A 22,579-nucleotide genomic window follows, 5' to 3' on the forward strand; every position below is an offset into this window, starting at 1 on the left:
AAAAAGCCGGCTAGCGCCGGCGAATAATTATGTATTTAGAGTTCATTCAATCCCAAAACATCTGTCATGGTATAAAAGCCCGCAGATTTAGCACTCAACCAAACGGCAGCCTTTACGGCCCCATTAGCAAACGTCATGCGATCAGTCGCTTTGTGCGTTATTTCCACTCGTTCCCCGATATCAGCAAACATAGCTGTATGCTCACCGACGATATCGCCAGCGCGAATCGTAGCAAAGCCGATCTCATCTTTTGTTCGTTCACCAGTAATGCCTTCTCGGGCATAGACAGCTACATCATTCAGCTTATTACCCATCGCACCAGCAATAGCTTCTCCCATTCCGATAGCGGTACCAGAGGGGGCATCAACTTTATGGCGATGGTGTGCTTCAACAATCTCGATATCACAGTAATCCCCCATCACTTTGGCCGCTTTCTCAAGAAGCTTAAAGACAAGGTTTACGCCTACAGAATAATTTGGTGCCATCACAACAGGCACTTGCTTGGCTGCTTCATCAATAAGATCACGCTCTGCATCGCTGAAGCCAGTCGTCCCAATCACTATGCTCTTGCCGTATTTCTTACACAACTCGAGATTCGCTAATGTGCTTACTGGAGCGGTGAAATCGATGATTACATCAAAATTATCGACGTCTTTAGCAAGATCATCTGTTAAGAGCACATCGAATTTACCTTCACCACAAAGTTCACCGATATCGACGCCGACAAGTGAAGACTCAGGTCTTTCTGATCCCGCGCTCACTGTCGCTTCAGGATTAAGGTGTGAAGCTTTAACCAAATTACGGCCCATTCGGCCAGCTGCTCCTGCGATTGCAATACGAACCATTGCGCTTTCTCTCCTTCTCTAGATAACGAGGTTTGCTCTCGTTCTCTCGTTTTGCTTAATCTGTTTAAACTAACAACATACTATGGTTACCACAAGCAAGTTCATCGAGCTTAAGCAAACTCTTTTACAACACGCTCCAAGATAGGTACGTTCGCTTCAGGAAAGGTGTAGTCGCCCAATTCGCTGATCTCAACCCAGCATCCTTCTTGACCTTCTCGACCGTAAGGCTCATTACTGAATTGAGATACTGTAATAAAATCAAACTTGAGTGATTTGTCTGGATAGTCGTATTCCAAGTGTTCAAAAGGGGCTTGCTCAATAACTTCAATTCCCACTTCTTCTTCGAGTTCTCTTGTAATAGCAAGCTCAATACTTTCTCCCGGCTCGACTTTGCCACCCGGAAACTCCCAAAACCCGCCTTTGTGCTTATCATCAGGACGCTTTGTAATAAAGATCTTTGATTTGTCTTGGTTAAAAATAATTGCCGCGACTATGTGAATTCTTTTCATGGGGATTCCTAACTCTCAAGACCGTTGTACTTTACTATTGTGACAACGAGCTTCTACATCTCAAAAACTTTCTGACCTATCAAACTTATGGAATTTGATAGCCAAAGAATTTATTTAAAAAAAGAGTCGCCTAAGCGACTCTTTGAAAAATAATCCGACTAACAGATTAGTCGATTTTGCCGTGGCACTGTTTGTACTTCTTGCCACTGCCACAAGGGCAAGGTTCATTGCGACCGACTTTACGTTCATCACGTACCATTGGTTGATTTGAACCTTCTTCAGATTCTTCGCCTTCAGAAAGCGGATTTTGTGCTGCAGCGTGTTGCGCTTGTGCACGACGAGCGGCTTCTTCAGCTTGCGCACGACGCTGTTCTTCCATACGTTCAACTTCTTCTTGTTGCTGAACGCGAACACGAGATAGAACAGTAATAACGTCTGTTTTCAGCGCTTCTAGTAGACCCTCAAACAGTTCAAACGACTCACGTTTGTATTCTTGTTTTGGGTTCTTCTGTGCGTAACCGCGTAAATGGATACCTTGACGCAAGTGATCCATCGCAGCCAAATGCTCTTTCCAAAGCGTATCCAGAGTCTGAAGCATGACCGATTTTTCGAAGTTGCGAAGCACTTGTGCACCCACCACTTCCTCTTTCTCTTTGTACACTTCAACGGCTAGGTTGATGATCTTTTCACGTAATGCTTCTTCGTAAAGCTTGTCGTCTTCTTCAAGCCATTGTTTCACTGGCGCATCAAGATCGAAGTCCGCTTTCAAGCGCTCTTGTAGACCTTCAACATCCCACATATCTTCTAGTGACTGTGGTGGAATGTACTCATCAATAACCGCTGTTAGCACATCTTCACGGTTTTGCTCGATCATGCCGCTGATGTCTTCAACGTTCATTAACTCGTCACGCAGTTCGTAGACAACCTTACGTTGATCGTTCGCTACATCATCGTATTCAAGCAGCTGCTTACGGATATCAAAGTTACGACCTTCCACTTTGCGCTGTGCTTTTTCAATTGAGCGAGAAAGCATTTTCGATTCAATAGCTTCACCTTCTTCCATACCACTTTGAATAAGGCTCGCCATACGATCAGAAGTGAAAATACGTAGCAAAGAGTCTTCCATAGATAGGTAGAAGCGCGATGAACCCGCATCACCTTGACGACCAGAACGACCACGTAGCTGGTTATCAATACGGCGAGATTCGTGGCGCTCAGTACCGATGATATGTAGACCACCAGCTTCTAGCACTTGGTCATGCACCACTTTCCACTCTGCTTTAATCGCATCGATTTGCTCTTGAGTTGGGTTCTCTAAAGCTTCAACTTTTGATTGCCAGCTACCGCCAAGCACAATGTCCGTACCACGACCGGCCATGTTGGTCGCGATAGTTACCGCACCAGGCATGCCCGCTTCAGCAACAATTTCCGCTTCTTTCTCATGGAATTTCGCGTTCAATACGTTGTGTTTGATCTTAGCCTTCTTCAATGCGTTAGAAAGAAGTTCTGACTTTTCAATCGACACAGTACCAACAAGCGTTGGCTGCCCTTTGGCAACACGCTCTTTAATATCTTCAATGATTGCCGCAAACTTCTCTGCTTCAGTACGGTAAACCACATCTGGCATATCGTTACGAATCATCGGCTTGTTGGTTGGGATAACCACCGTTTCCAAACCATAGATAGACTGGAATTCGAACGCTTCAGTATCCGCTGTACCTGTCATACCTGACAGTTTTTCGTATAAACGGAAGTAGTTCTGGAAGGTAATAGAAGCCAAAGTTTGGTTTTCGTTTTGGATCTTAACGCCTTCTTTCGCTTCTACTGCTTGGTGAAGGCCTTCAGACCAACGACGACCTGGCATTGTACGACCAGTATGTTCATCAACGATGACCACTTCGCCTTCATCAGTAACGATGTAATCAACGTTACGCTCGAATAACACATGAGCACGCAAAGCAGCATTCACGTGATGCAACATGCTGATGTTAGCCGGAGAGTAAAGTGTATCACCTTCCTCCATCAGACCGTTTTTCACCAACAGTTCTTCAACGTATTCTTGACCCGTTTCAGTTAGGTATACTTGCTTTGATTTTTCATCAACAGTGTAGTGACCATCACCACGGTATTCTTCAGAGTCTTCTTTATCCTGCTTTTTCAGATGCGGGATCAAAAGGTTGATTCGAGTGTATAGCTCAGAGCTATCTTCAGCAGGACCAGAAATGATCAAAGGAGTACGAGCTTCATCAATTAGGATTGAGTCCACCTCATCGACAACTGCAAAGAAGCGATCACGCTGTACACGGTCTTCGCTACGGAAAGCCATATTGTCACGAAGGTAGTCAAAACCAAATTCATTGTTGGTTCCGTATAGAATGTCAGCTTGGTACGCTTCTTTTTTCTCTTGAGGAGGCATGTTTGGCACGTTTACGCCAACGGTCATACCTAAAAATTCAAATAGAGGGCGGTTCGTCTCAGCATCACGTTTAGCTAGATAATCGTTCACTGTTACGATGTGAACGCCTTTACCAGCAAGAGCATTTAAGTAAGCTGGAAGCGTTGCAGTCAGCGTTTTACCTTCACCTGTACGCATCTCCGCAATTTGACCCGCATTTAGAACCATACCACCGATAAGCTGAACGTCGAAGTGACGCATGCCGTAGACACGCTTAGATGCTTCACGAACCGTAGCAAAAGCTTCAGGAAGTAGTTTATCAAGAGTTTCACCTTTCTCTAGGCGCTCACGGAACTCAACCGTCTTTGCTTTTAACTCTTCATCACTTAGAGCTTCGAATGTTGGCTCGTAGTTATTAATTTCTTTTACAATTTTTCTAAGGCGGCGCAGTGTTCGGTCGTTGCGACTGCCAATCACTTTTGTCAGTAGCTTAGTTATCATTTTTCGTGAATCTCTCTTTAATCAGACCGTTCCCGATCTACTCATAATGCCTTCAGTCTCTGCCAGTTTGGAACTAAGAATACTGAGATAAATCATTTATCAAAGATATTGAGTTCAAACATCCATATTTCAAGGCTAAGTTTCGAAACAATGTGGCTTAGTGTAAGGATTTTTCATCGATACAACCATAAATAGACGTATTTGTTTGAAGCACTCTGAAGTTTTTACTTAAAGTGGTGACTGATTAGACGATATTGCATACCACAATATGTGTAATCTATTCAGAGCAGACTTTGCTTTTTACCTTGCTACATTGTAAAACTGATGCGAAAGACGCTAATGTAAACTATACCTTGATAGAAAGCTGCTCTAGAATAGCTGATATCTCAACAAAATTAGATTTTACCTATGCGTGATCACCGTCCAACCTCGACTGAAGATGTTATTGCTGAGTCACAGTTCAAGCAGATTCAAGAACATGCTGGAGAAATCTTACAGCTTAACCAAGCTTTGCAAGAGATCTTACCCAAAGGGACGGCCGATCATTGCCGGGTGGCGAATGTTCGTAACGGCCACCTATTGATCGATGTTTCTAGTGCCGCGATCAAAATGAAGATCGATTACGATCGCCTCATGATCCTAAATAAACTTCGTACTCAAGGCTTTGCCAAACTGATGAGCGTTGAAGTGAGGATCAATCCATCATTATACCGCAATCGTTTCGAACAAGACGACAGACCTAAACGTCCACCATTAACAGAATCTGCAGCAAAGTCATTGATGACGATTGCCGACATGGCACCGCCTAAAATTCAAGAGCGTTTAAAGCGATTGGCCGATATGGCAGAAAAGAAAGACCGTAAGTAACCGTTATTTCAATATGCTGAAAGCTCGAATGCTATTAATAAGCCCAAGATTAAAGCCAAATAGCAAAAAACCAGGCATAAGCCTGGTTTTTTATTAATTTTAATGCCAAGTATTTACGCAAGCACCATATTTGGTTCAGCGAATGCTACTGGTGAGCCGACTTCTTCTTCGAATGTAGTCCACTCCCACGCTTCCTGATCAGCAAGAACTGCTCGCAGAAGTTGGTTGTTCAAACCGTGACCCGATTTAAAGGCGCGAAATTCACCGATGATTGGGTGACCACACATGTAAAGATCACCAATCGCATCCAACACTTTGTGAGTCACAAACTCATTTTCAAAGCGTAGACCTTCTTCGTTAAGAATACGGTAATCATCCAATACGATAGCATTGTCGAAACTACCACCCAATACTAGGTTTTGAGATTGTAGATATTCGATATCACGCATAAAGCCAAACGTACGTGCACGAGAAATTTCACGAACGAAGCCTTTTGAAGAGAAATCAAACAGCAAGCGCTGTTCGTCTGACTCAATAGCAGGGTGATTAAATTCAATTTCGAAGTCCATGCGGAAGCCGTTAAATGGTACAAACTCTGCCCATTTATCGCCATCTTCAAAACGAACTGGCTTTTTAATACGGATGAAACGTTTTGGCGCATTTTGCGTTTCGATACCTGCTTGTTGTAGCAAGTATACAAATGGGCTAGCACTACCATCCATAATTGGAATTTCAGGTGCGTCTACTTCGACAACAATGTTGTCGATGCCCATACCAGCAAGTGCCGCATTCAAGTGCTCTACAGTTGAAATACGCACACCTTCGTCGTTTACCAAAGCAGTACATAGCATGGTGTCACGAACAGAAGCTGGATCAGCTGGAAAATCTACAGGTGGGTTTACATCTGTACGACGGTAAATGATACCTGTATTTGCAGCAGCCGGGCGCAGAGTAAGCGTGACTTTACGACCAGAGTGGAGGCCCACACCAGTTGTTTTCACTATTTCTTTCAGAGTACGTTGTCTGATCATCTGCTTGCCTCTCAAAAATTTGCTACAAAACACGGCCGTCTGTAACGTCGACCGTGAATGCTACCATAATTTTGAGCCATGTCAAATTTATGGATTAAAGATTAATCAGCCTGACGACGCAAAAATGCCGGGATATCTAAATAACCACTTTCCTTCTCTTGCTTCGGAGCCGCAGAGCTTTGGCTCGACGATGCTGGAGAAGAAGAAACTGTATTTGTAGGCTGAGGAGTTACCTGTGGCTTCTCTTGCACTTGATTATTTTGCAAGGTTTGTGCCGGTTTCTCTTCAGCTTGCGTTGCCGCCGCTTGCTGTTGTGGTTGAGCCTGCGGCGTCGGAGCCACTTTCGCTTTACCACCCGCAACTAGCGTGATATCTGGTTTTTTCTCATTGCCAATACCTGTCGCTACAACTGTTACGCGGATTTCGTCCGTCATATCTGGGTCTAGAGAAGTACCGATAACAACAGTTGCATTGTCAGAAGCAAATGCTTTCACTGTATTACCAACCGTCTCAAACTCGTCAAGACGCATATCCAGACCTGCAGTAATATTGACAAGAACACCACGAGCGCCCGCTAGATCGATGTCTTCCAGAAGTGGGCTAGAAATTGCCATTTCAGCCGCTTCTTCAGCACGATCTTCGCCTTTAGCAATACCGCTGCCCATCATCGCGTGACCCATTTCAGACATTACTGTTCTTACGTCCGCAAAGTCGACGTTGATCATGCCAGGGCGAGTAATTAGCTCTGCAATGCCTTGAACTGCGTTCTTAAGAACGTCGTTCGCACTTGCAAAAGCTTCTAGTAGCGTGACACCACGGCCAAGTACTTTAAGCAGCTTTTCGTTTGGAATCGTAATCAAAGAGTCAACGTGCTTAGACAGCTCATCGATACCTTGCTCAGCGAACGCCAAACGCTTTTTGCCTTCAAAGCTGAACGGTTTTGTCACTACCGCGACAGTTAGAATGCCAAGCTCTTTAGCTACTTCAGCAATAACAGGTGCTGCACCAGTACCTGTACCGCCACCCATACCAGCTGCGATAAACACCATATCGGCGCCAGTTAGGGAATCTTTAATTCTATCTCTGTCTTCGAGAGCTGCGTCACGGCCAACCTGTGGATTAGCACCTGCACCCAGACCTTTGGTGATATCGCCACCGATCTGAATAACATTGCCAACGCTTGTCTTACGAAGTGCTTGCGCATCAGTGTTGACGCTGATGAATTCCACACCTTCGATGGATTCACGCACCATGTGTTCAACGGCGTTACCACCGCCGCCACCAACCCCAACGACCTTGATTACTGCATCGTCAGACATTTCCATCATCGGTTCAAACATGTGTTGTCTCCGTTTATCCTGCAACTCAGGTTAAAACTCTTTTTGTATCCAGTTACGCAATTTATCGAAAAAGCCAGTAACAGATGAGCGTTTAGGTTCATTATAATCGCTATCGTCGCTAGACTGCATGTCTCTTGCGTAATGAAGTAATCCAACTGCCGTAGAATGGTACGGCTCTTTTACATAGTCAGTTAATCCGCTGACTTCGAGCGGTTTGCCGACCCTTACTTGATTGCGGAATACGCGTTCCGCACATTCTATCACTCCGTCCATTTGCGCAGCACCGCCGGTGAGTACAACTCCCGCAGCTAGATGGTGCTTTATACCCTCTTCGCGCAATTTCGCTTGTACAGAGTCAATAGTTTGGTTAACCAGTCCCATAAGCTCAGAGTAGCGTGGCTCAATCACTTCTGACAACGTTTGACGTTGCAGACTACGTGATGGTCGCCCACCTACGCTTGGTACATTAACCGTGTCATCCTTACTGACCAGTTCACTCAAAGCACAGCCATATTTGACTTTTATTTCTTCAGCATCGCTCACTGGCGTACCAAAAGCAAAAGCAATATCGCTGGTTACAGCATTTCCTGCGTACGAAAATACTTCTGTGTGACGTAACGCACCGCCAGTCCAGATGGCCACATCCATCGTGCCGGCGCCAATATCCACCACACAAACTCCAAGCTCTCTTTCATCCTCGGTGATTACTGCATTACTTGCAGCAAGCCCAGAAAATACGAGTTGCTCTACTTTAAGGCCGCATCGTTCTACCGCCTTAATAATATTGCGTGCCATGTCATTATGGCATGAGATAAGGTGGACACTTACTTCCATTCTTACCCCAGATAAACCAAGCGGATTTTTGATTCCCTCTTGGTAATCAATGGTGAACTCTTGCGGAATCACATGAAGGATTCGCTGTTCATCACCGATTTTAATCGATTTTGCGGTATGGATAGCGCGATCCATGTCTTCTTGAGACACTTCTTCATCTGAAATCGTGCCCATACCTTTTTCAATTCGGCTTGCGATATGCTTACCAGACAACGAAATGAAGACTCGGCTGATCTGGCACTCGGCCATCAATTCAGCTTGATCAATTGCACGTTGTACTGATTTTACAACCGACTCCAAGTCATTCACGCCACCTTTATCCATGCCACGTGAAGGGCTACTACCTGCGCCAATAATATTAATTTGACCGTCTGGTAGAACCTCACCCACTAGAGCCGATACGGTTGCAGTGCCTATATCTAGACCAACAATAATGTTGTCATCAGCGGCCTTAGTCATCTGTACTCTCTTCTAACTCTTGTTCAGGAAACCAACCAACTGCGGCTCCTGTATCGTACCTAAGATCGATATAACTGATTCTTTGCGTGTCACTGCCAAGCTTGTTATAGAGCTTAAAAAATCGCTCTATACGCTCAAGAAGAGACTCTTTACCGAGCTCTAATCGAATACCGTTATCAAGGATGATTTGCCAAGCTCGTCGCTCGTTTAATACCAGAGACGATATCGCTAAACCCAATTGCTGAAACTTAGGACTCAAATCACGGTAAGTCTGTAAGACTTCTGGTCCGCTGTCTTTGGGTCCGTACAGTTTCACTTTTTCTTCTTGTAACAGAGCCACATCGCCATCAAAAACAAACCCATTTTTATCTAACAGTTCGTTGCCATTCCAAATGGCTTCAGGTTGATGCTCTGTCAAAAAAACTTTTACTGTATCCGGCCACTGCTTTCGGATTGCGGCATGTGCCACCCATGGCAGAGCTTCGACACTTTGCTGTAATACATCAATATCCTGAGACATAAATGTACCGATGTGATCTATTCGACTAAATGCAGCCTGCACATCGTCAGCTTGGACATACTCCAGTTTTCCCTGAAGTACTATTTTGGAGAGAGGTAACCTTTGGTCATCCCACATCCAACTGATCGCCGAGTACAAAACAGAACTAATTAAGGTCACAACCACAACGAAAAATAACGCACCCAAGATTTTCTCTTGGCGACCACGGTTATTATCCGTGTTTGGTCGCTCGTCATTCAGTGCAATATTCAACAACGTCTTCGTTTCCTGACTTTTGTCGTGTACTTTTTACCCACATAATTACGCAGAGGTAAAAGTCTTGACTTTAACCTTGGGATTATACTGAGCTCTTGTAAACTATCAAACACTGATAGCAATAAATCACAATGATATTGACGCAAAATCGAGATCTGAGCCTTTATCTGTCCTTCGCGCCAACAATCTATGTTAACCAAGCATCTTGTTTATATTTAATTCAAGACCTGCCAGTTGTTTCGCCACTTTACCAACATCACCCGCACCTTGCGTTAAGATTAGGTCGCCGTCTTGTATAACGTTAGCTAAAACTGAAGGTAATTGCTCGATTTCTGGAACAAAAATCGGATCTACCTTACCTCGGCTGCGAATTGTGCGACACAATGAACGTCCATCAGCTCCTGCAATTGGCTTTTCACCAGCGGCATAAACATCCAACATGATTAATACATCAACTTGCTCTAGCACATTCGCAAAGTCATCGTATAGATCACGAGTACGGCTATAACGGTGTGGTTGGAAAATCATAACGAGACGTTTATCTTGCCAACCGCTTCGCGCAGCATTAATGGTCACATCAACTTCTGTTGGGTGGTGTCCGTAATCATCCACTAACATGGCATGACCATTACCGGTATCAAACTCGCCAAGGTGATCAAAACGTCGTCCCGTGCCTTGCGTTCCGGCCATTGCTTTTAGAATTGCATCGTCTTCAATGTCATCTTCGGTAGCCACTGCAATCGCAGCCGACGCATTAAGTGCATTGTGACGACCTGGAATGTTCAGAGTGATATCTAGGTTGGCACGCCCTTTACGTACTACCGTAAATTTGCCTTGCTGACCTTCTTGACGATAGTTTTCAATGCGTACGTCAGCATCTGCGGAGAAACCGTAAGTAATCACTTGACGACTAATACGTGGGATTAACTCTCGAACCACAGGATCATCAATACAAACAATAGCTTGGCCGTAGAACGGTAGATTGTGTAGAAAATCAATGAAGGTTTGCTTTAACGTTTCAAAGTCACCCCCATAAGTATCCATATGATCGGCTTCAATATTAGTGACGATACTTACCATTGGTTGCAGGTGCAGGAATGACGCGTCGCTCTCATCCGCCTCAGCAATTAGAATACGACTCGAGCCTAAACGAGCATTTGTACCTGCGCTTTTCACCAAGCCGCCGTTTACAAACGTTGGATCAAGACCGGCTTCAGAATAAATTTGTGTCACGAGTGCCGTCGTCGTCGTTTTACCGTGCGTGCCCGCAACGGCAATACCATGACGGAAGCGCATCAATTCAGCCAACATCTCTGCGCGGCGTACGATTGGGATACGTAACTCACGTGCCGCCATCACTTCTGGGTTTTCTTCGTTGATCGCCGTTGACACAACAACCACACTGGCTTTTTCTACATTGCTCGCTTGATGGCCGATAAATACGGTTGCACCTTTTGATACCAAACGCTCTGTCACTGGGTTCTCTGATAGGTCAGAACCTGTGATTTGGTAGCCTTCGTTCAACAGCACTTCTGCAATGCCGCTCATGCCCGCACCACCAATACCGATGAAGTGGATGGATTTCACGCGGCGCATCTCTGGCACCATGGCGCGAATCTGAGCTAAGTCTTGTGTATGTTGGATTGTCATCAATTCTATTCTCAATAATTCGTTAACGCTTTTCGGTCAAAGCGACAATGGCTTGTGCGACAACTCGGTCGGCATTCAATTTAGCAGCGCCACGCGCTTGCTCAGCCATCGTAAGTAAAGCTTGGCGATCCAATTGTTGGATCTGCTGAGTCAGAGACTCAACGGTTAAATCTGGTTGTTCAATCATTTTCGCTGCGCCGCATTCTACTAGATGATCTGCATTCAGTGCTTGTTGGCGATCTTTATGCATAAAAGGAATAAAGATCGCACCAACGCCAGCAGCAGAAACTTCAGAAACGGTTAACGCCCCTGAACGACAAACTAAAAGGTCAGCCCATGCATAAGCCTCTGCTACGTCGTCAATGAACTCTGTGACTTCTGCATTTACCACACCATTAGCTTGGTATGCTGCGTTCACTTCTTCGGCGGAACCTTTGCCCGCTTGATGACGAATACGGTAATCACCGCCCAACTTTGCCATCACTTCTGGCACAGTTTGGTTAAGAATGCGTGCACCTTGGCTACCGCCCATCACCAGAATACGAATTGGGCCTTGGCGATCTTGCATTCGCTCTGCAGGCGCTTCTAATCTTGTTAGGTCTTCACGAACTGGGTTACCGACTACCTCAGCATTAGGGAACGCACCAGGAAAGGCCTGAAAGACTTTCTTAGCAATTTTTGATAGCCATTGGTTTGTCAAACCCGCAACCGCGTTTTGTTCGTGCAGAACAACAGGAATACCGCTCAACCAAGCCGCAATACCACCGGGGCCACTCACATACCCCCCCATACCTAACACGGCATCGGGCTTCCAATGCTTCATGTGCGCGCGAGCTTGCATGATGGCATTAATAATTTGAAATGGAGCTGCAAGCAGACGCTTTACGCCTTGACCTCGTAACCCTTTCACTTTGATAAAATCGATTTCAATGCCATGTTTTGGCACCAAATCCGCTTCCATTCGATCCGCCGTGCCTAACCAACGGATCTCCCAGCCTTGCTCTTGCAGCTGTTTTGCTACAGCTAACCCTGGGAATACGTGACCGCCAGTACCACCAGCCATCACCATCAAACGTTTATTTTGTTTCATTAGTTTGTTGTTCTGATTGTTGTTGCTCGCGTTTCAAGCGGCATTCGTAATCGATACGCAGCAATATGGACACTGCGACGGACATAATAATCAGACTGGAACCACCATAACTGATTAGCGGGAGTGTTAAACCTTTGGTTGGTACGATACCGGCTGCAGCACCAACGTTAACCAACGTCTGGAACGCAAACCAAATACCGATACCGAAAGCCAGATAACCGCCGAACATTTCGCCTTCTTCAAACGCACGCTTGCCGATGTAAACCGCTTTTAACACTAAGCTAAAAATCAACATTAAGACCAACACAACGCCAACAAAACCGAGCTCTTCAGCAAGTACGGCAAACACAAAGTCGGTATGCGCTTCCGGTAGATATTCCAGTTTTTGAATTGAGTTACCGAGACCCTGCCCAAACCATTCACCACGACCAAACGCCATCAAAGACTGAGTCAACTGATAGCCACTACCAAATGGGTCTTCCCACGGGTCAAGGAAGGAGGTTACTCGTCGCATACGGTATGGTTCGACTAAAATCAAACCTACCACAGCGCCGATACCTGCCACCATCAACGCGAGAAACTGAGTCAGTTTTGCGCCTGCGATAAACAGCATGCCAAACAGTGTTACTAGCATCACGACGACTGTACCCAAGTCTGGCTGACCAAGCAGTAATACTGCGAAGAAAGCAAACACCATGATTGGCTTCATAAAGCCACCAAAGAAGGTTTGTCGTACTTCGTCTTGCTTTCGGACTAAGTAACCAGACATGAAGATAAACAGCGATAGCTTCGCGACCTCTGCTGGCTGAAGGTTAAACAGCCCAAGAGGTATCCAACGAGACGCACCATTGACCGACTTACCCGCCAAGAGCACGATGATCAGCAGTGCGAAAGAAGCCCAAAGTAAGTAATGGCTCTTCTTAAACCACTCTTGCAAAGGCACTTGCAAAATAACAGCGGAGGTCCCTAACGCCAGCACGAGAAACGTCGCATGACGAAACATAAAGTGGAACGGCTGTTCGGTTAATCGAGAGCTGATTGGAAATGATGCAGAGGTTACCATGACCAACCCCGTCAACATCAAACCCAGTGCAATCCACACTAGCTGACGATCAAACATCGCCTCTGGGGCTGGATGCTTGAGCCAATTGCCAATACTGCGTTTAACGTTACCTAAACCCACGAAGTGTGTAACCTTTAATTATGCATATTTCTGAGCAAGAGCAGCGAAGACATCGCCTCTTGCCATAAAGTTGTCGAATTGATCAAAGCTAGCACATGCTGGAGACAGCATCACCATATCACCCGGTTTTAACTGCGAAGATACTTGTTGAATCACATCTTCCATGGTGTCGAAACGTATTGCAGATTCATGTAGTGGCATAAATTCATCGCCATCAGCGCCAAAGCAACACAGCTGCAAGTTAAGCGTTGCGAAGATCGGTTTTAATGGCGAGAAGTCAGCACCTTTGCCAACACCACCAACGAGCAAGTAGAGCTTACCTGTCGACTCCAAACCAGATAGCGCAGCCATAGTGCTCGCAATATTAGTTGCTTTAGAGTCATTCACCCATTTTACGCCTTGATTATCCGCAACCACCTGGCATCGGTGTGTCAGTCCCGTGTAATTTTTAAGTGCATTCAATGCGTTGTGATAGTTTACGTCCGCAGCTTTTAATAGCGCTAAAGCAACCAGAGCATTAGATAAGTTGTGCTTACCAACCAACTTAAGCTCATCACTTGCGACGACTCGTTGACCGTGATCGAGCAGCCAAGTACGGTTGCCATCCACCTCGAGACCAAAGTCCTGATTGTCGCTGCCAAATGTCACCAATGGCATCTCTGCATCTGGGAAGGTTTCTTGATCATCACGGTTCACTACCGCAAGAGCAGCGTGGTCAAAAATACGCAACTTAGCTTGTCGATAGTCAGACATGCCTTGATAACGGTCCATATGATCTTCAGAAAGATTCAGAAACGCAGCGGCTTTGAGCTTTAAGCTTGACGTCGTTTCCAACTGGAAGCTTGAGAGTTCAAGCACATATAGGTCTGCGTCATGTTCTAGTAAATCCAAGGCAGGAACGCCGATATTGCCGCCAACGCCAACATCCAAACCCGCGGCCTTGGCCATCACGCCTGTGAGATCGGTGACAGTGCTCTTACCGTTTGAGCCCGTAATCGCAATCACAGGCTTCTGCACCGCCCAGGCGAATAACTCAATATCACCAACTACTGTCGTGCCTTTTTCCAATACGGCTTGGATCTCTGGTGTCGCTAGCGCAATACCAGGGTTGGTCACGATAAGATCAGCGTGAGAAAGCCAGTCTGCATTCCAACCACCACTATGCAGTTGAACATCTTCCGGCAAGCGCTCTGCCCCCGGAGGGTTTACGCGAGTATCAATGACTTTGACCACAAGCTGTGGCTGATTTTTTCTTAGGTGTTTAACGACAGAGAGCCCGGTAATACCGAGCCCTACGACGACAACACTATGTATGTTTTGCCAACGTTCCATATTTGATCACACTGTAAATCTTGTTCTTGGAAAGTGCGATTAACGCACTTTCAATGTCGCAAGACCAATCAGAACAAGAACCATAGAAATAATCCAGAAGCGCACGATTACGCGCGGTTCTGGCCAACCTTTCAATTCGTAGTGGTGGTGAATCGGTGCCATACGGAAGATCCGCTGACCACGCAGTTTGTATGAACCCACCTGTAGAATTACCGACAGCGTTTCCATCACAAATACACCGCCCATGATCACCAACACCAACTCTTGGCGAACGAGAACAGCAATGGTGCCTAATGCACCACCAAGCGCTAGTGAGCCCACATCACCCATGAACACTTGTGCTGGATACGTGTTAAACCACAAGAAACCAAGGCCTGCACCGACGATTGCTGTACATACGACAACCAACTCAGAAGCATGTGGTAGGTATGGAATATGAAGGTATTCAGAGAAGTTAACGTTACCCGTCGCCCATGCAATAACCGCGAAGCCTGCAGCAACAAGAACCGTTGGCATGATTGCCAAACCGTCTAGACCATCGGTCAGGTTAACCGCGTTACTCGTACCGACAATCACAAAGTAAGTCAGGATAATGTACATCAAACCAAGTTGCGGCATGATGTCTTTAAAGAATGGCACCACGAGCTGAGTGGCTGCAGTGTCTTTACCGTAAGCGTACAATGCAAAAGCCACGACAAACGCGATCAACGACTGCCAGAAGTACTTCCAACGCGCGATCAAACCATCGGTATTTTTGCGCACCACTTTACGATAATCATCAACAAATCCGACTGCACCGTAGCCAAGCAAGACCGTCAATACCGCCCATACATATGGGTTGGATAAGTCAGTCCAAAGCAAGATTGTGATTGAGATGGCCGCTAAGATCATGATACCGCCCATCGTTGGAGTACCACGCTTACTAAAGTGAGATTCAGGACCTTCGTTACGTACTACCTGACCAATTTGCAGCATTTGCAAACGCTTGATCATGATTGGTCCCATCCATAATGACAGACCCAGAGCGGTTAATACGCTTAGAATTGCTCGAAAAGACAAGTATTCAAACAATCGGAAAAAAGACAGGTATGGCTGTAGCAGCTCGGCAAGCCAAATAATCATTAATAATACTCCTTCAAAGCAGCAGCGACTTCAAACATACGTGCACCGTTCGCTCCTTTCACCAAAATCGTATGGTTTTCAGGAACGGCTTGGTCTAGATGCTGCTTGATGTATTCAATCATCTCTTGGTGCGTCTCAAAATGAATGCCTTGGCAAAGCTCACTGATCACCTTGGCGTCTGCACCAAATGTGAGAACATGTTCAAATTTTTGTGGGGCAGCATGTTCCCCGACTTGACGATGAAGTGCAAGACTTTCCTCGCCCAATTCCGCCATATTACCTAAAATCAGCCAGCGCTGACCTGGAAAAGCAGCCAATAAGTCAACCGCCGCTTTCATGGCTGGCACGCTTGCGTTGTAGCTGTCATCAATCAATTTGATTTTTTCGCTCAGCACTTCAACCTCGACGCGACCTTTCACTTTGTTTAAATGTTTAAGGCCAGCGCGAACCTCTTCTAATGTGGCTCCCATTTGTAACGCAATAATAGAAGCTGCGATTGCATTCGCCACGTTGTGTTGACCTATAATACCCAGAGACAGTTCAATTTCTTGTGAGCTTGCTGCGATATGTAGGTTAAAGCTGGCCTCTCCCGCGGCATTCATCACGATATTTGATGCATAGTAATCAGCCGCAGAATTACTTTGTGAGAAGGTGATAACTTCCTTATCCGCCAGCACGCTTTCCCACTTTGTTTCGCCATTGCTGTCTAAATTGACAATCGCAATACTACCTGCAGCAAGACCTTGGTAAATTTCACCTTTGGCTTGTTTCACGCCATCAATAGAACCAAAGCCTTCAAGGTGCGCGGCGGCTACATTATTCACTAACGCGATATCTGGTTTTACTAACTGCGTTGTGTAAGCAATTTCACCGATATGATTAGCACCAAGCTCAATCACGGCATAGTCGTCATCCTGCTGTGAGCGCAATAACGTCAACGGAACACCAATATCATTATTGAAGTTACCTGCAGTAAACAGCACTTTGCCTTTCAATTGCAGAATGCTCGCGACCATTTCTTTGACGGTCGTTTTACCACAACTGCCTGTGATGGCAACGGTAGGTGTTTGGCAAGTTTGATGCACCCAAGAGGCTAACTCACCCAGTGCCATTTTGGTGTCCGACACCACGACTTGTGGCACATTCACATCTAGACGTTTTTGTACGAGTAAAGCACCAGCGCCTGCATCCACCGCTTGTTGGCAAAAGTTGTGCGCATCAAAGCGCTCACCCACCAGCGCAACAAATAAAGCACCGTTGTCAATCGCTCGTGTATCAGTAGAAACCGCGTCGATAAGTAGATCATCGCCGAATAGCTCACCGCGAGTGATGTTGGCAATTTGCGATAACGTTACTTTGATCATGAGGTCAATCCTAAAAGTTGCATAGCGGATTCGCGGTCGGAGTAATGAATCGTTTCGCCATTCCGAATCTGATAATCTTCATGGCCCTTCCCAGCTAACAAGATAATGTCGTTTGGCGAAGCGTTCTCAACCGCATATGACAGTGCTTTGAAGCGGTCATGCTGCACAATCGCTTCGGCAGGTTTTGACAGCCCAGCTAACATGTCTTTTACAATCTGAGCCGGCTCTTCGCTGCGTGGGTTATCGTCAGTCAACACCACTCTGTCGCCTAGACGCTCTGCAATTTCCGCCATCATTGGGCGCTTACCTGCATCGCGATCGCCTCCGCAACCAAAAATAGCCCACAGCTGCCCCTCACAGTGAACTCGTAAAGCTTGCAGCGCTTTTTCTAAAGCATCAGGAGTATGGGCATAATCGACCACGACTTTGGCACGGTCCTCTGTCTGGAATAACTCCATTCGGCCGAGTACAGGTTGTAACTGACCTGCGGTTTCGAGTAACGCTTGTTTATCCTTACCTAAGCTTAATAAAGTCGCAAAAGCGAGCATTAAGTTGGTTGCGTTAAACTCACCAATCAGTGGCGCATGCAATTGACCTGAGCCAAATTTACCATCGAATTGGATAGTAATCCCCGACTCCGCGTAACGGACATCTCTCGCCCAAATTGCGCTTTCAAACTCAGTGTTCGGTTTAAGTGAAACCGCAATCGCATTGCTTAACTGCGTCGCCCATGTATGACCGACCTCATCATCGACATTGATAATGGCACGTTCACATTGATGTTGTGTAAACAACCCCAGCTTTGCATTGGCGTACTCTTCCATCGTGCCATGGTAATCTAAATGATCACGACTTAGATTAGTAAACACACCCGCCGCAAACGACAACGCCTTGACACGGCCTTGCGTTAAGCCATGAGAAGAGACTTCTAGCGCGGTGTATGTGGCTTGTTGATTTGCGAGAGAGGAGAGCGTTTTCTGAATTTCTACAGCATTCCCTGTTGTATTCGCGGCTTGCTGTAAATTGTCGAGAAAACCATTTCCCGTCGTGCCCATCACTGCCGCTTTGTGGCCAAGTAGCTCTAGCCATTGTGCAATTAGCTGGGTAATGGTGGTTTTACCGTTGGTGCCGGTGACACCAATCAAATCCATATCTGGGTAAGCATAGAGCTTTCCAGCGATTGCAGATAAACGTTGATCCAACGTATCGAGGTAAATAACGGGAACGTCATCGATGATTTCCACCGTGCCGTGTGCTTTTAGATCGCAGGCTTGCGCTAGAACCGCATTGGCGCCTTGCTCAATGGCAGAGGCAATGAAGTTACGCCCATCCACAACATGGCCAATCACCGCAACAAACGTGGTTCCAGGCTGAACTCTTCGGCTGTCGAGCTCCAATTCAGAAACAAGAACGGACGATAAGCTAGGGCAATCCACCCAAGGGGAAAGCAGCACGTCCATACTGATGGCTTTAGTCATATTTGTTCTCCGAGCTTTGGCTCAGGTTTTCTTAATTTTGTTTGCTCAGTAAGCCACTCAGCTTACTGCTGGAATTTGTTTTCGTCTGGTGCAACATTGAGTATTTGTAGCGCGCCTTTCATGATTTCAGAGAAGACAGGAGACGCTACCGAACCACCATAGTAATCATCACCTTGAGGCTCGTTTACGATCACAACCAATGCAATTCGCGGATCGCTAACCGGAGCAAGCCCTGCCGTATAAGTGATGTACTCATCGCTGTATCCACCTGCAGACGCTTTACGTGAGGTACCTGTTTTGGCTCCCACTCGATAACCAGGAACTGCCGCTCGACGAGCTGAGCCTCCTTTTTGGGTTACGGTTTCCAGCATGTCCAAGACCTGGCGTGCGTACTTTGCACTCACTACTTGGCGCGACATGTCATGATCATTGCTTTCGATAATATGGATTGGCTCGTATTTGCCGAGATTTCCAAGCGTCGCATAGGCATGCGCTAACTGGATTGGCGTTATCGATAGACCATAACCAAACGCAATCGTGGCACGTTCAATAGGAGACCATCGTGTTCGTGTCGGGAAGATACCAGTCACTTCCCCAACGAGGTTCAGACCAGAAAGCTCACCAAAGCCCACTGAGCTGTACAGACCGAGCAACGCCTCTACTGGCATTTGCATTGCCAGCTTCGTCACACCGATGTTACTCGATTTTTTGAGGATCGTGGTCAAGCTCGCTTTACCCACGCGGGATACATCTCTTACTCGGCTACCACCTAAACGAAGTACACCATTACCGGTATCTACGATGGTATCTTTATCGGCTACCCCATTTTCTAAGGCGGCTAAAATAACGAAAGGCTTAATGGTGGAGCCTGGCTCCATCGAGTCCGTGATCACTCGGTTACGCATTTTATAGCTTTGCCAGTCGCTACGATTGTTAGGGTTGTAGGAAGGCGCATTCACCATGGCCAATACGGCGCCGGTTTTCACGTCCAACATAACAACGGAGCCTGACGTGGCGCGATGGTCCGCAACGGCTTGTTTAATCGCACGATAAGCAATCGCCTGTAGGCGCTGGTCGATTGTCAACTGGAGTGACTTACCTTCTTGCTTGTCTTGCCACGCAATGTTTTCTACGACGCGACCATAACGGTCTTTACGAATGGTTTTCTTACCTGCGGCGCCAGTAAGCCACTCATCGTAGCTACGCTCAACACCCTCTAGACCATGCCCATCAATCCCCGTCACCCCAACTAAGTGAGCACTAACCTCACCGGCAGGATAGTAACGACGAGATTCTGACTTAAGACCCACACCAGGCAGCTTTAGCTCACGAATATAGTTCGCCATGGCTGGACTCACTTGGCGCTGCAAGTAAATAAAGCGGCGCTTTTCATTGTGCTTGATCTTGTCTATCAACCCTTGTCGGTCAACACCAAGAACATCCGCTAATGCATACCAACTCTTGGTCTGGCTTAAGGCATTTTCTTTAAATATCGTCGCGGGATCCGCCCAAACGGCCTCAACAGGCACACTGACAGCGAGCGGCTCACCATTTCGGTCCGAAATAATACCGCGTGCAGAAGGAATGGATTTCACACGAACCGAGCGTAGGTCACCTTGTTTAATCAGGTTATCCGGTTCAATGATTTGAATATAGGCTACGCGCGCCACCAAAAGTGCAAATGCACAAAAGACAAAAAACAGTAATATATGGAAGCGCCAACGAATCAGAAAGGATTCTTCAACCGCCACTTTCACTGCTTTTTTCTCGGTTTTCGTATCCCCCGAAGCGTTTTTTTCTTTCGCGACAGGTTTACGCTTGTTGCTTGGTTTCGTGTTGGTTTTCTTTCTAATCATTTGAGCGTGACAACCACTTCTTTATCGCCATCAGGTCGTTTCATTTCAAGTTCTTTTTTGGCAAGGTCTTGAACACGACTGTGTTCCGCGAGGGCCGTTTCTTCCAACATCAGGTTGCGCCATTCGCTATCTAAACGCTCTCGTTCAACCAAAGTGTGATCTTTTTCGGTGATCGCTTGACGCGCATGGTGGGTAGCAAATACCACTCCCATTGCCGATGCCACGATCAATAGCAACAACAGTAATGGCCAGCGACCAACGGTGATAAGATCCGTTGCAATCAACTTAGCAAGGTTAGGAGTGGGTTTCGTCATAATAATTAAAGCTTTTCTGCAATTCTTAGCACAGAGCTGCGCGAACGAGGGTTCATTTCAATTTCTTGTTTGCTTGGCTTAATCGCTTTGCTCACCGCTTTCATATTCGCACTACCAAGAGCACGAATTTGCTCTTCAGTCATTGGAATGCCGTGTGGCACTTCAGGTCCTTTGCTCTCTTTACGGATAAAACGTTTGACCATACGGTCTTCCAGAGAGTGGAAACTGATGACAGATAAACGACCTTCAGGAGCCAGAATACTTGCCGCGCCTTTTAGTGCCGTATCAATTTCTTCTAACTCACTGTTGATGTAAATACGAAATGCCTGGAACGCACGAGTCGCAGGGTGTTTTTTCTCTTTAAAGCTTTTGGGTGCAGCATCTGAGATCAGCTTCGCGAGCTGGCCAGTACGTACCAGTGGTTCATTTTCTTCGTCTTCACGGTAGGCAACAATCGCTTTGGCAATACGGCGCGCGTGTTTGTCTTCACCAAACTCACGAATCACCCAAGTAATATCATCTAAGTCAGCTTCCATTAGCCATTGAGATACGGGAATACCTGATGTTGGGTCCATACGCATATCTAGCGGGCCGTCTTTCATAAAGCTAAAGCCACGCTCTGCGTCGTCTAACTGCGGAGAAGAAACACCTAAATCCAGTAGAACGCCATCAACTTTGCCAACCAAGTCATACTCTTCAGCATACTCAGCAATACCAGAAAATGGACCATGAATGATGGTGAAGCGAGGATCATTGATTTTGCCTGCTTCAGCTATCGCTTGAGGGTCACGATCGATACTGTACAGTCGACCGTTTTCGCCGAGTTTAGATAGAATAGTCCGGCTGTGACCGCCACGGCCAAATGTTCCATCGATATAGATACCGTCTGGTTTGATAGCTAAGCCATCAATGGATTCATTTAATAACACGGAAATATGTTGGAAGGTTTCGGTCATAGCTTTCTCGTTGAATGATCTTGAAGCGATTTTAAGATACGTTGCTCTCTCATGCTGAATATTTATAGCAAAAGATCAACCTACCATAGTGTACTGATTTCCCACATCATCGCCACCTCAAGTCTAAAGTCAGACGTGATTTAACGCCAAGTTTATTGGTAATGACAGGGTTTGCGTCAATAAAATGCAAAAAACCCATCACTACAAAAAGTAGTGATGGGTCTCGAATAGTTGGAGTCGACACATAAGCCGGGTTCTGTTCCGCTTGCGCGGCGGTAGCCATTCGTCTAGGCCAGCAATCGCTCACTGGCTCAAGCAACCTACCCGCCTCCTTACGCGAGCAACGCAATGTGGAGGCCTATTTGGTCTTGCTCCGGGTGGAGTTTACCCTGCAACGAACTATTGCTAGTCGTCCGGTGCGCTCTTACCGCACCCTTTCACCCTTACCTGTGCCCTAGGGCCATCGGCGGTCTTCTCTCTGCTGCACTTGTCGTAGGCTTGCGCCTCCCAGGCGTTACCTGGCACCCTGCTCTATGGAGCCCGGACTTTCCTCCCCTTTACCAGTCTCCCGAAGGACGTCAACGTCAGTCTCCCAAAGGACTTCAACGTCAGTCTCCCGAAGGACATCAGTAAAGCAGCGACTACCCAGTCAACTCCGAGGGCGGATTGTATAGAGTT

18 protein-coding genes and 1 other RNA gene are annotated in these 22,579 nt (G+C 46.4%); 1 reads left to right on the forward strand and 18 read right to left on the reverse strand.

All coding sequences use genetic code 11. The annotated features are described in order from the left end of the window. Positions 1-35: 35 nt before the first annotated feature. The 3 genes from dapB to secA form a co-directional block, all read right to left on the reverse strand. Positions 36-845 carry a 4-hydroxy-tetrahydrodipicolinate reductase gene (gene dapB / locus F7Y48_RS12240; RefSeq protein ID WP_258507571.1) on the reverse strand — a complete coding sequence of 270 codons (810 nt, stop codon included), beginning with the start codon at positions 843-845 and terminating at the stop codon, positions 36-38. Between the two features lie 110 nt (positions 846-955). Then, positions 956-1,354 (reverse strand): 8-oxo-dGTP diphosphatase MutT, encoded by a 399-nt coding sequence (gene mutT / locus F7Y48_RS12245; protein ID WP_005396433.1) that lies wholly within the window; start codon positions 1,352-1,354, stop codon positions 956-958. 166 nt (positions 1,355-1,520) lie between these two features. After that, positions 1,521-4,250 carry a preprotein translocase subunit SecA gene (secA, locus tag F7Y48_RS12250; RefSeq protein ID WP_005396435.1) on the reverse strand — a complete coding sequence of 910 codons (2,730 nt, stop codon included), beginning with the start codon at positions 4,248-4,250 and terminating at the stop codon, positions 1,521-1,523. A 408-nt stretch (positions 4,251-4,658) separates the two neighbouring features. Between secA and F7Y48_RS12255 the strand changes: the two genes are divergently transcribed. Next, positions 4,659-5,117 carry a DUF721 domain-containing protein gene (locus F7Y48_RS12255; RefSeq protein ID WP_005396436.1) on the forward strand — a complete coding sequence of 153 codons (459 nt, stop codon included), beginning with the start codon at positions 4,659-4,661 and terminating at the stop codon, positions 5,115-5,117. A 113-nt stretch (positions 5,118-5,230) separates the two neighbouring features. Here F7Y48_RS12255 and lpxC read toward each other — a convergent pair whose 3' ends face one another. From lpxC to rnpB, 15 genes are all read right to left on the reverse strand, one after another. Then, positions 5,231-6,148, reverse strand: coding sequence for a UDP-3-O-acyl-N-acetylglucosamine deacetylase (lpxC, locus tag F7Y48_RS12260; protein ID WP_005381871.1), 918 nt, complete (start codon positions 6,146-6,148; stop codon positions 5,231-5,233). 101 nt (positions 6,149-6,249) lie between these two features. Further along, complete coding sequence (gene ftsZ, locus F7Y48_RS12265; protein ID WP_012842149.1) at positions 6,250-7,488, reverse strand: cell division protein FtsZ; 1,239 nt, start codon at positions 7,486-7,488, stop codon at positions 6,250-6,252. A gap of 30 nt (positions 7,489-7,518) precedes the next feature. Then, entirely contained in the window at positions 7,519-8,781 is a 1,263-nt protein-coding gene (gene ftsA / locus F7Y48_RS12270) for a cell division protein FtsA (RefSeq protein WP_012842150.1), read from the reverse strand. Further along, entirely contained in the window at positions 8,774-9,556 is a 783-nt protein-coding gene (locus F7Y48_RS12275) for a cell division protein FtsQ/DivIB (RefSeq protein WP_012842151.1), read from the reverse strand. Before F7Y48_RS12275 ends, ftsA begins: the two co-directional genes overlap by 8 nt. 192 nt (positions 9,557-9,748) lie before the next feature. Continuing rightward, positions 9,749-11,206, reverse strand: a complete 1,458-nt coding sequence (murC, locus tag F7Y48_RS12280; RefSeq protein WP_005396442.1) for a UDP-N-acetylmuramate--L-alanine ligase — start codon at positions 11,204-11,206, stop codon at positions 9,749-9,751. Between the two features lie 22 nt (positions 11,207-11,228). Further along, positions 11,229-12,296 (reverse strand): undecaprenyldiphospho-muramoylpentapeptide beta-N-acetylglucosaminyltransferase, encoded by a 1,068-nt coding sequence (murG, locus tag F7Y48_RS12285; RefSeq protein WP_258507575.1) that lies wholly within the window; start codon positions 12,294-12,296, stop codon positions 11,229-11,231. Beyond that, positions 12,283-13,479, reverse strand: a complete 1,197-nt coding sequence (gene ftsW / locus F7Y48_RS12290) for a cell division protein FtsW (protein WP_005396444.1) — start codon at positions 13,477-13,479, stop codon at positions 12,283-12,285. Before ftsW ends, murG begins: the two co-directional genes overlap by 14 nt. Before the next feature lie 18 nt (positions 13,480-13,497). Beyond that, complete coding sequence (gene murD, locus F7Y48_RS12295; RefSeq protein ID WP_316684367.1) at positions 13,498-14,811, reverse strand: UDP-N-acetylmuramoyl-L-alanine--D-glutamate ligase; 1,314 nt, start codon at positions 14,809-14,811, stop codon at positions 13,498-13,500. Positions 14,812-14,850: 39 nt separating this feature from the next. Beyond that, positions 14,851-15,933, reverse strand: coding sequence for a phospho-N-acetylmuramoyl-pentapeptide-transferase (mraY, locus tag F7Y48_RS12300; protein WP_005372931.1), 1,083 nt, complete (start codon positions 15,931-15,933; stop codon positions 14,851-14,853). Continuing rightward, complete coding sequence (locus F7Y48_RS12305; RefSeq protein ID WP_316684368.1) at positions 15,933-17,297, reverse strand: UDP-N-acetylmuramoyl-tripeptide--D-alanyl-D-alanine ligase; 1,365 nt, start codon at positions 17,295-17,297, stop codon at positions 15,933-15,935. The genes mraY and F7Y48_RS12305 overlap by 1 nt, the downstream gene beginning before the upstream one ends. Continuing rightward, positions 17,294-18,775 carry a UDP-N-acetylmuramoyl-L-alanyl-D-glutamate--2,6-diaminopimelate ligase gene (gene murE / locus F7Y48_RS12310; protein WP_316684369.1) on the reverse strand — a complete coding sequence of 494 codons (1,482 nt, stop codon included), beginning with the start codon at positions 18,773-18,775 and terminating at the stop codon, positions 17,294-17,296. The genes F7Y48_RS12305 and murE overlap by 4 nt, the downstream gene beginning before the upstream one ends. Before the next feature lie 62 nt (positions 18,776-18,837). Then, positions 18,838-20,631: a penicillin-binding transpeptidase domain-containing protein gene (locus F7Y48_RS12315; protein ID WP_316684370.1), complete on the reverse strand. Its 1,794-nt coding sequence runs from the start codon at positions 20,629-20,631 to the stop codon at positions 18,838-18,840. Next, positions 20,628-20,945 carry a cell division protein FtsL gene (gene ftsL / locus F7Y48_RS12320; protein ID WP_012842154.1) on the reverse strand — a complete coding sequence of 106 codons (318 nt, stop codon included), beginning with the start codon at positions 20,943-20,945 and terminating at the stop codon, positions 20,628-20,630. Before ftsL ends, F7Y48_RS12315 begins: the two co-directional genes overlap by 4 nt. A gap of 5 nt (positions 20,946-20,950) precedes the next feature. Next, the gene (rsmH, locus tag F7Y48_RS12325; RefSeq protein ID WP_006743238.1) at positions 20,951-21,901 is read right to left on the reverse strand and encodes a 16S rRNA (cytosine(1402)-N(4))-methyltransferase RsmH; all 951 of its coding nucleotides are present in this window, start codon (positions 21,899-21,901) and stop codon (positions 20,951-20,953) included. Between the two features lie 229 nt (positions 21,902-22,130). Further along, an RNA gene (rnpB, locus tag F7Y48_RS12330) (RNase P RNA component class A) lies at positions 22,131-22,558 on the reverse strand. Between the last annotated feature and the right edge of the window lie 21 nt (positions 22,559-22,579).

It is taken from the genome of Vibrio sp. 2-1-2a, assembly GCF_032648565.1.
In the GTDB taxonomy this organism is placed as follows: Bacteria; Pseudomonadota; Gammaproteobacteria; order Enterobacterales; family Vibrionaceae; genus Vibrio; species Vibrio diabolicus.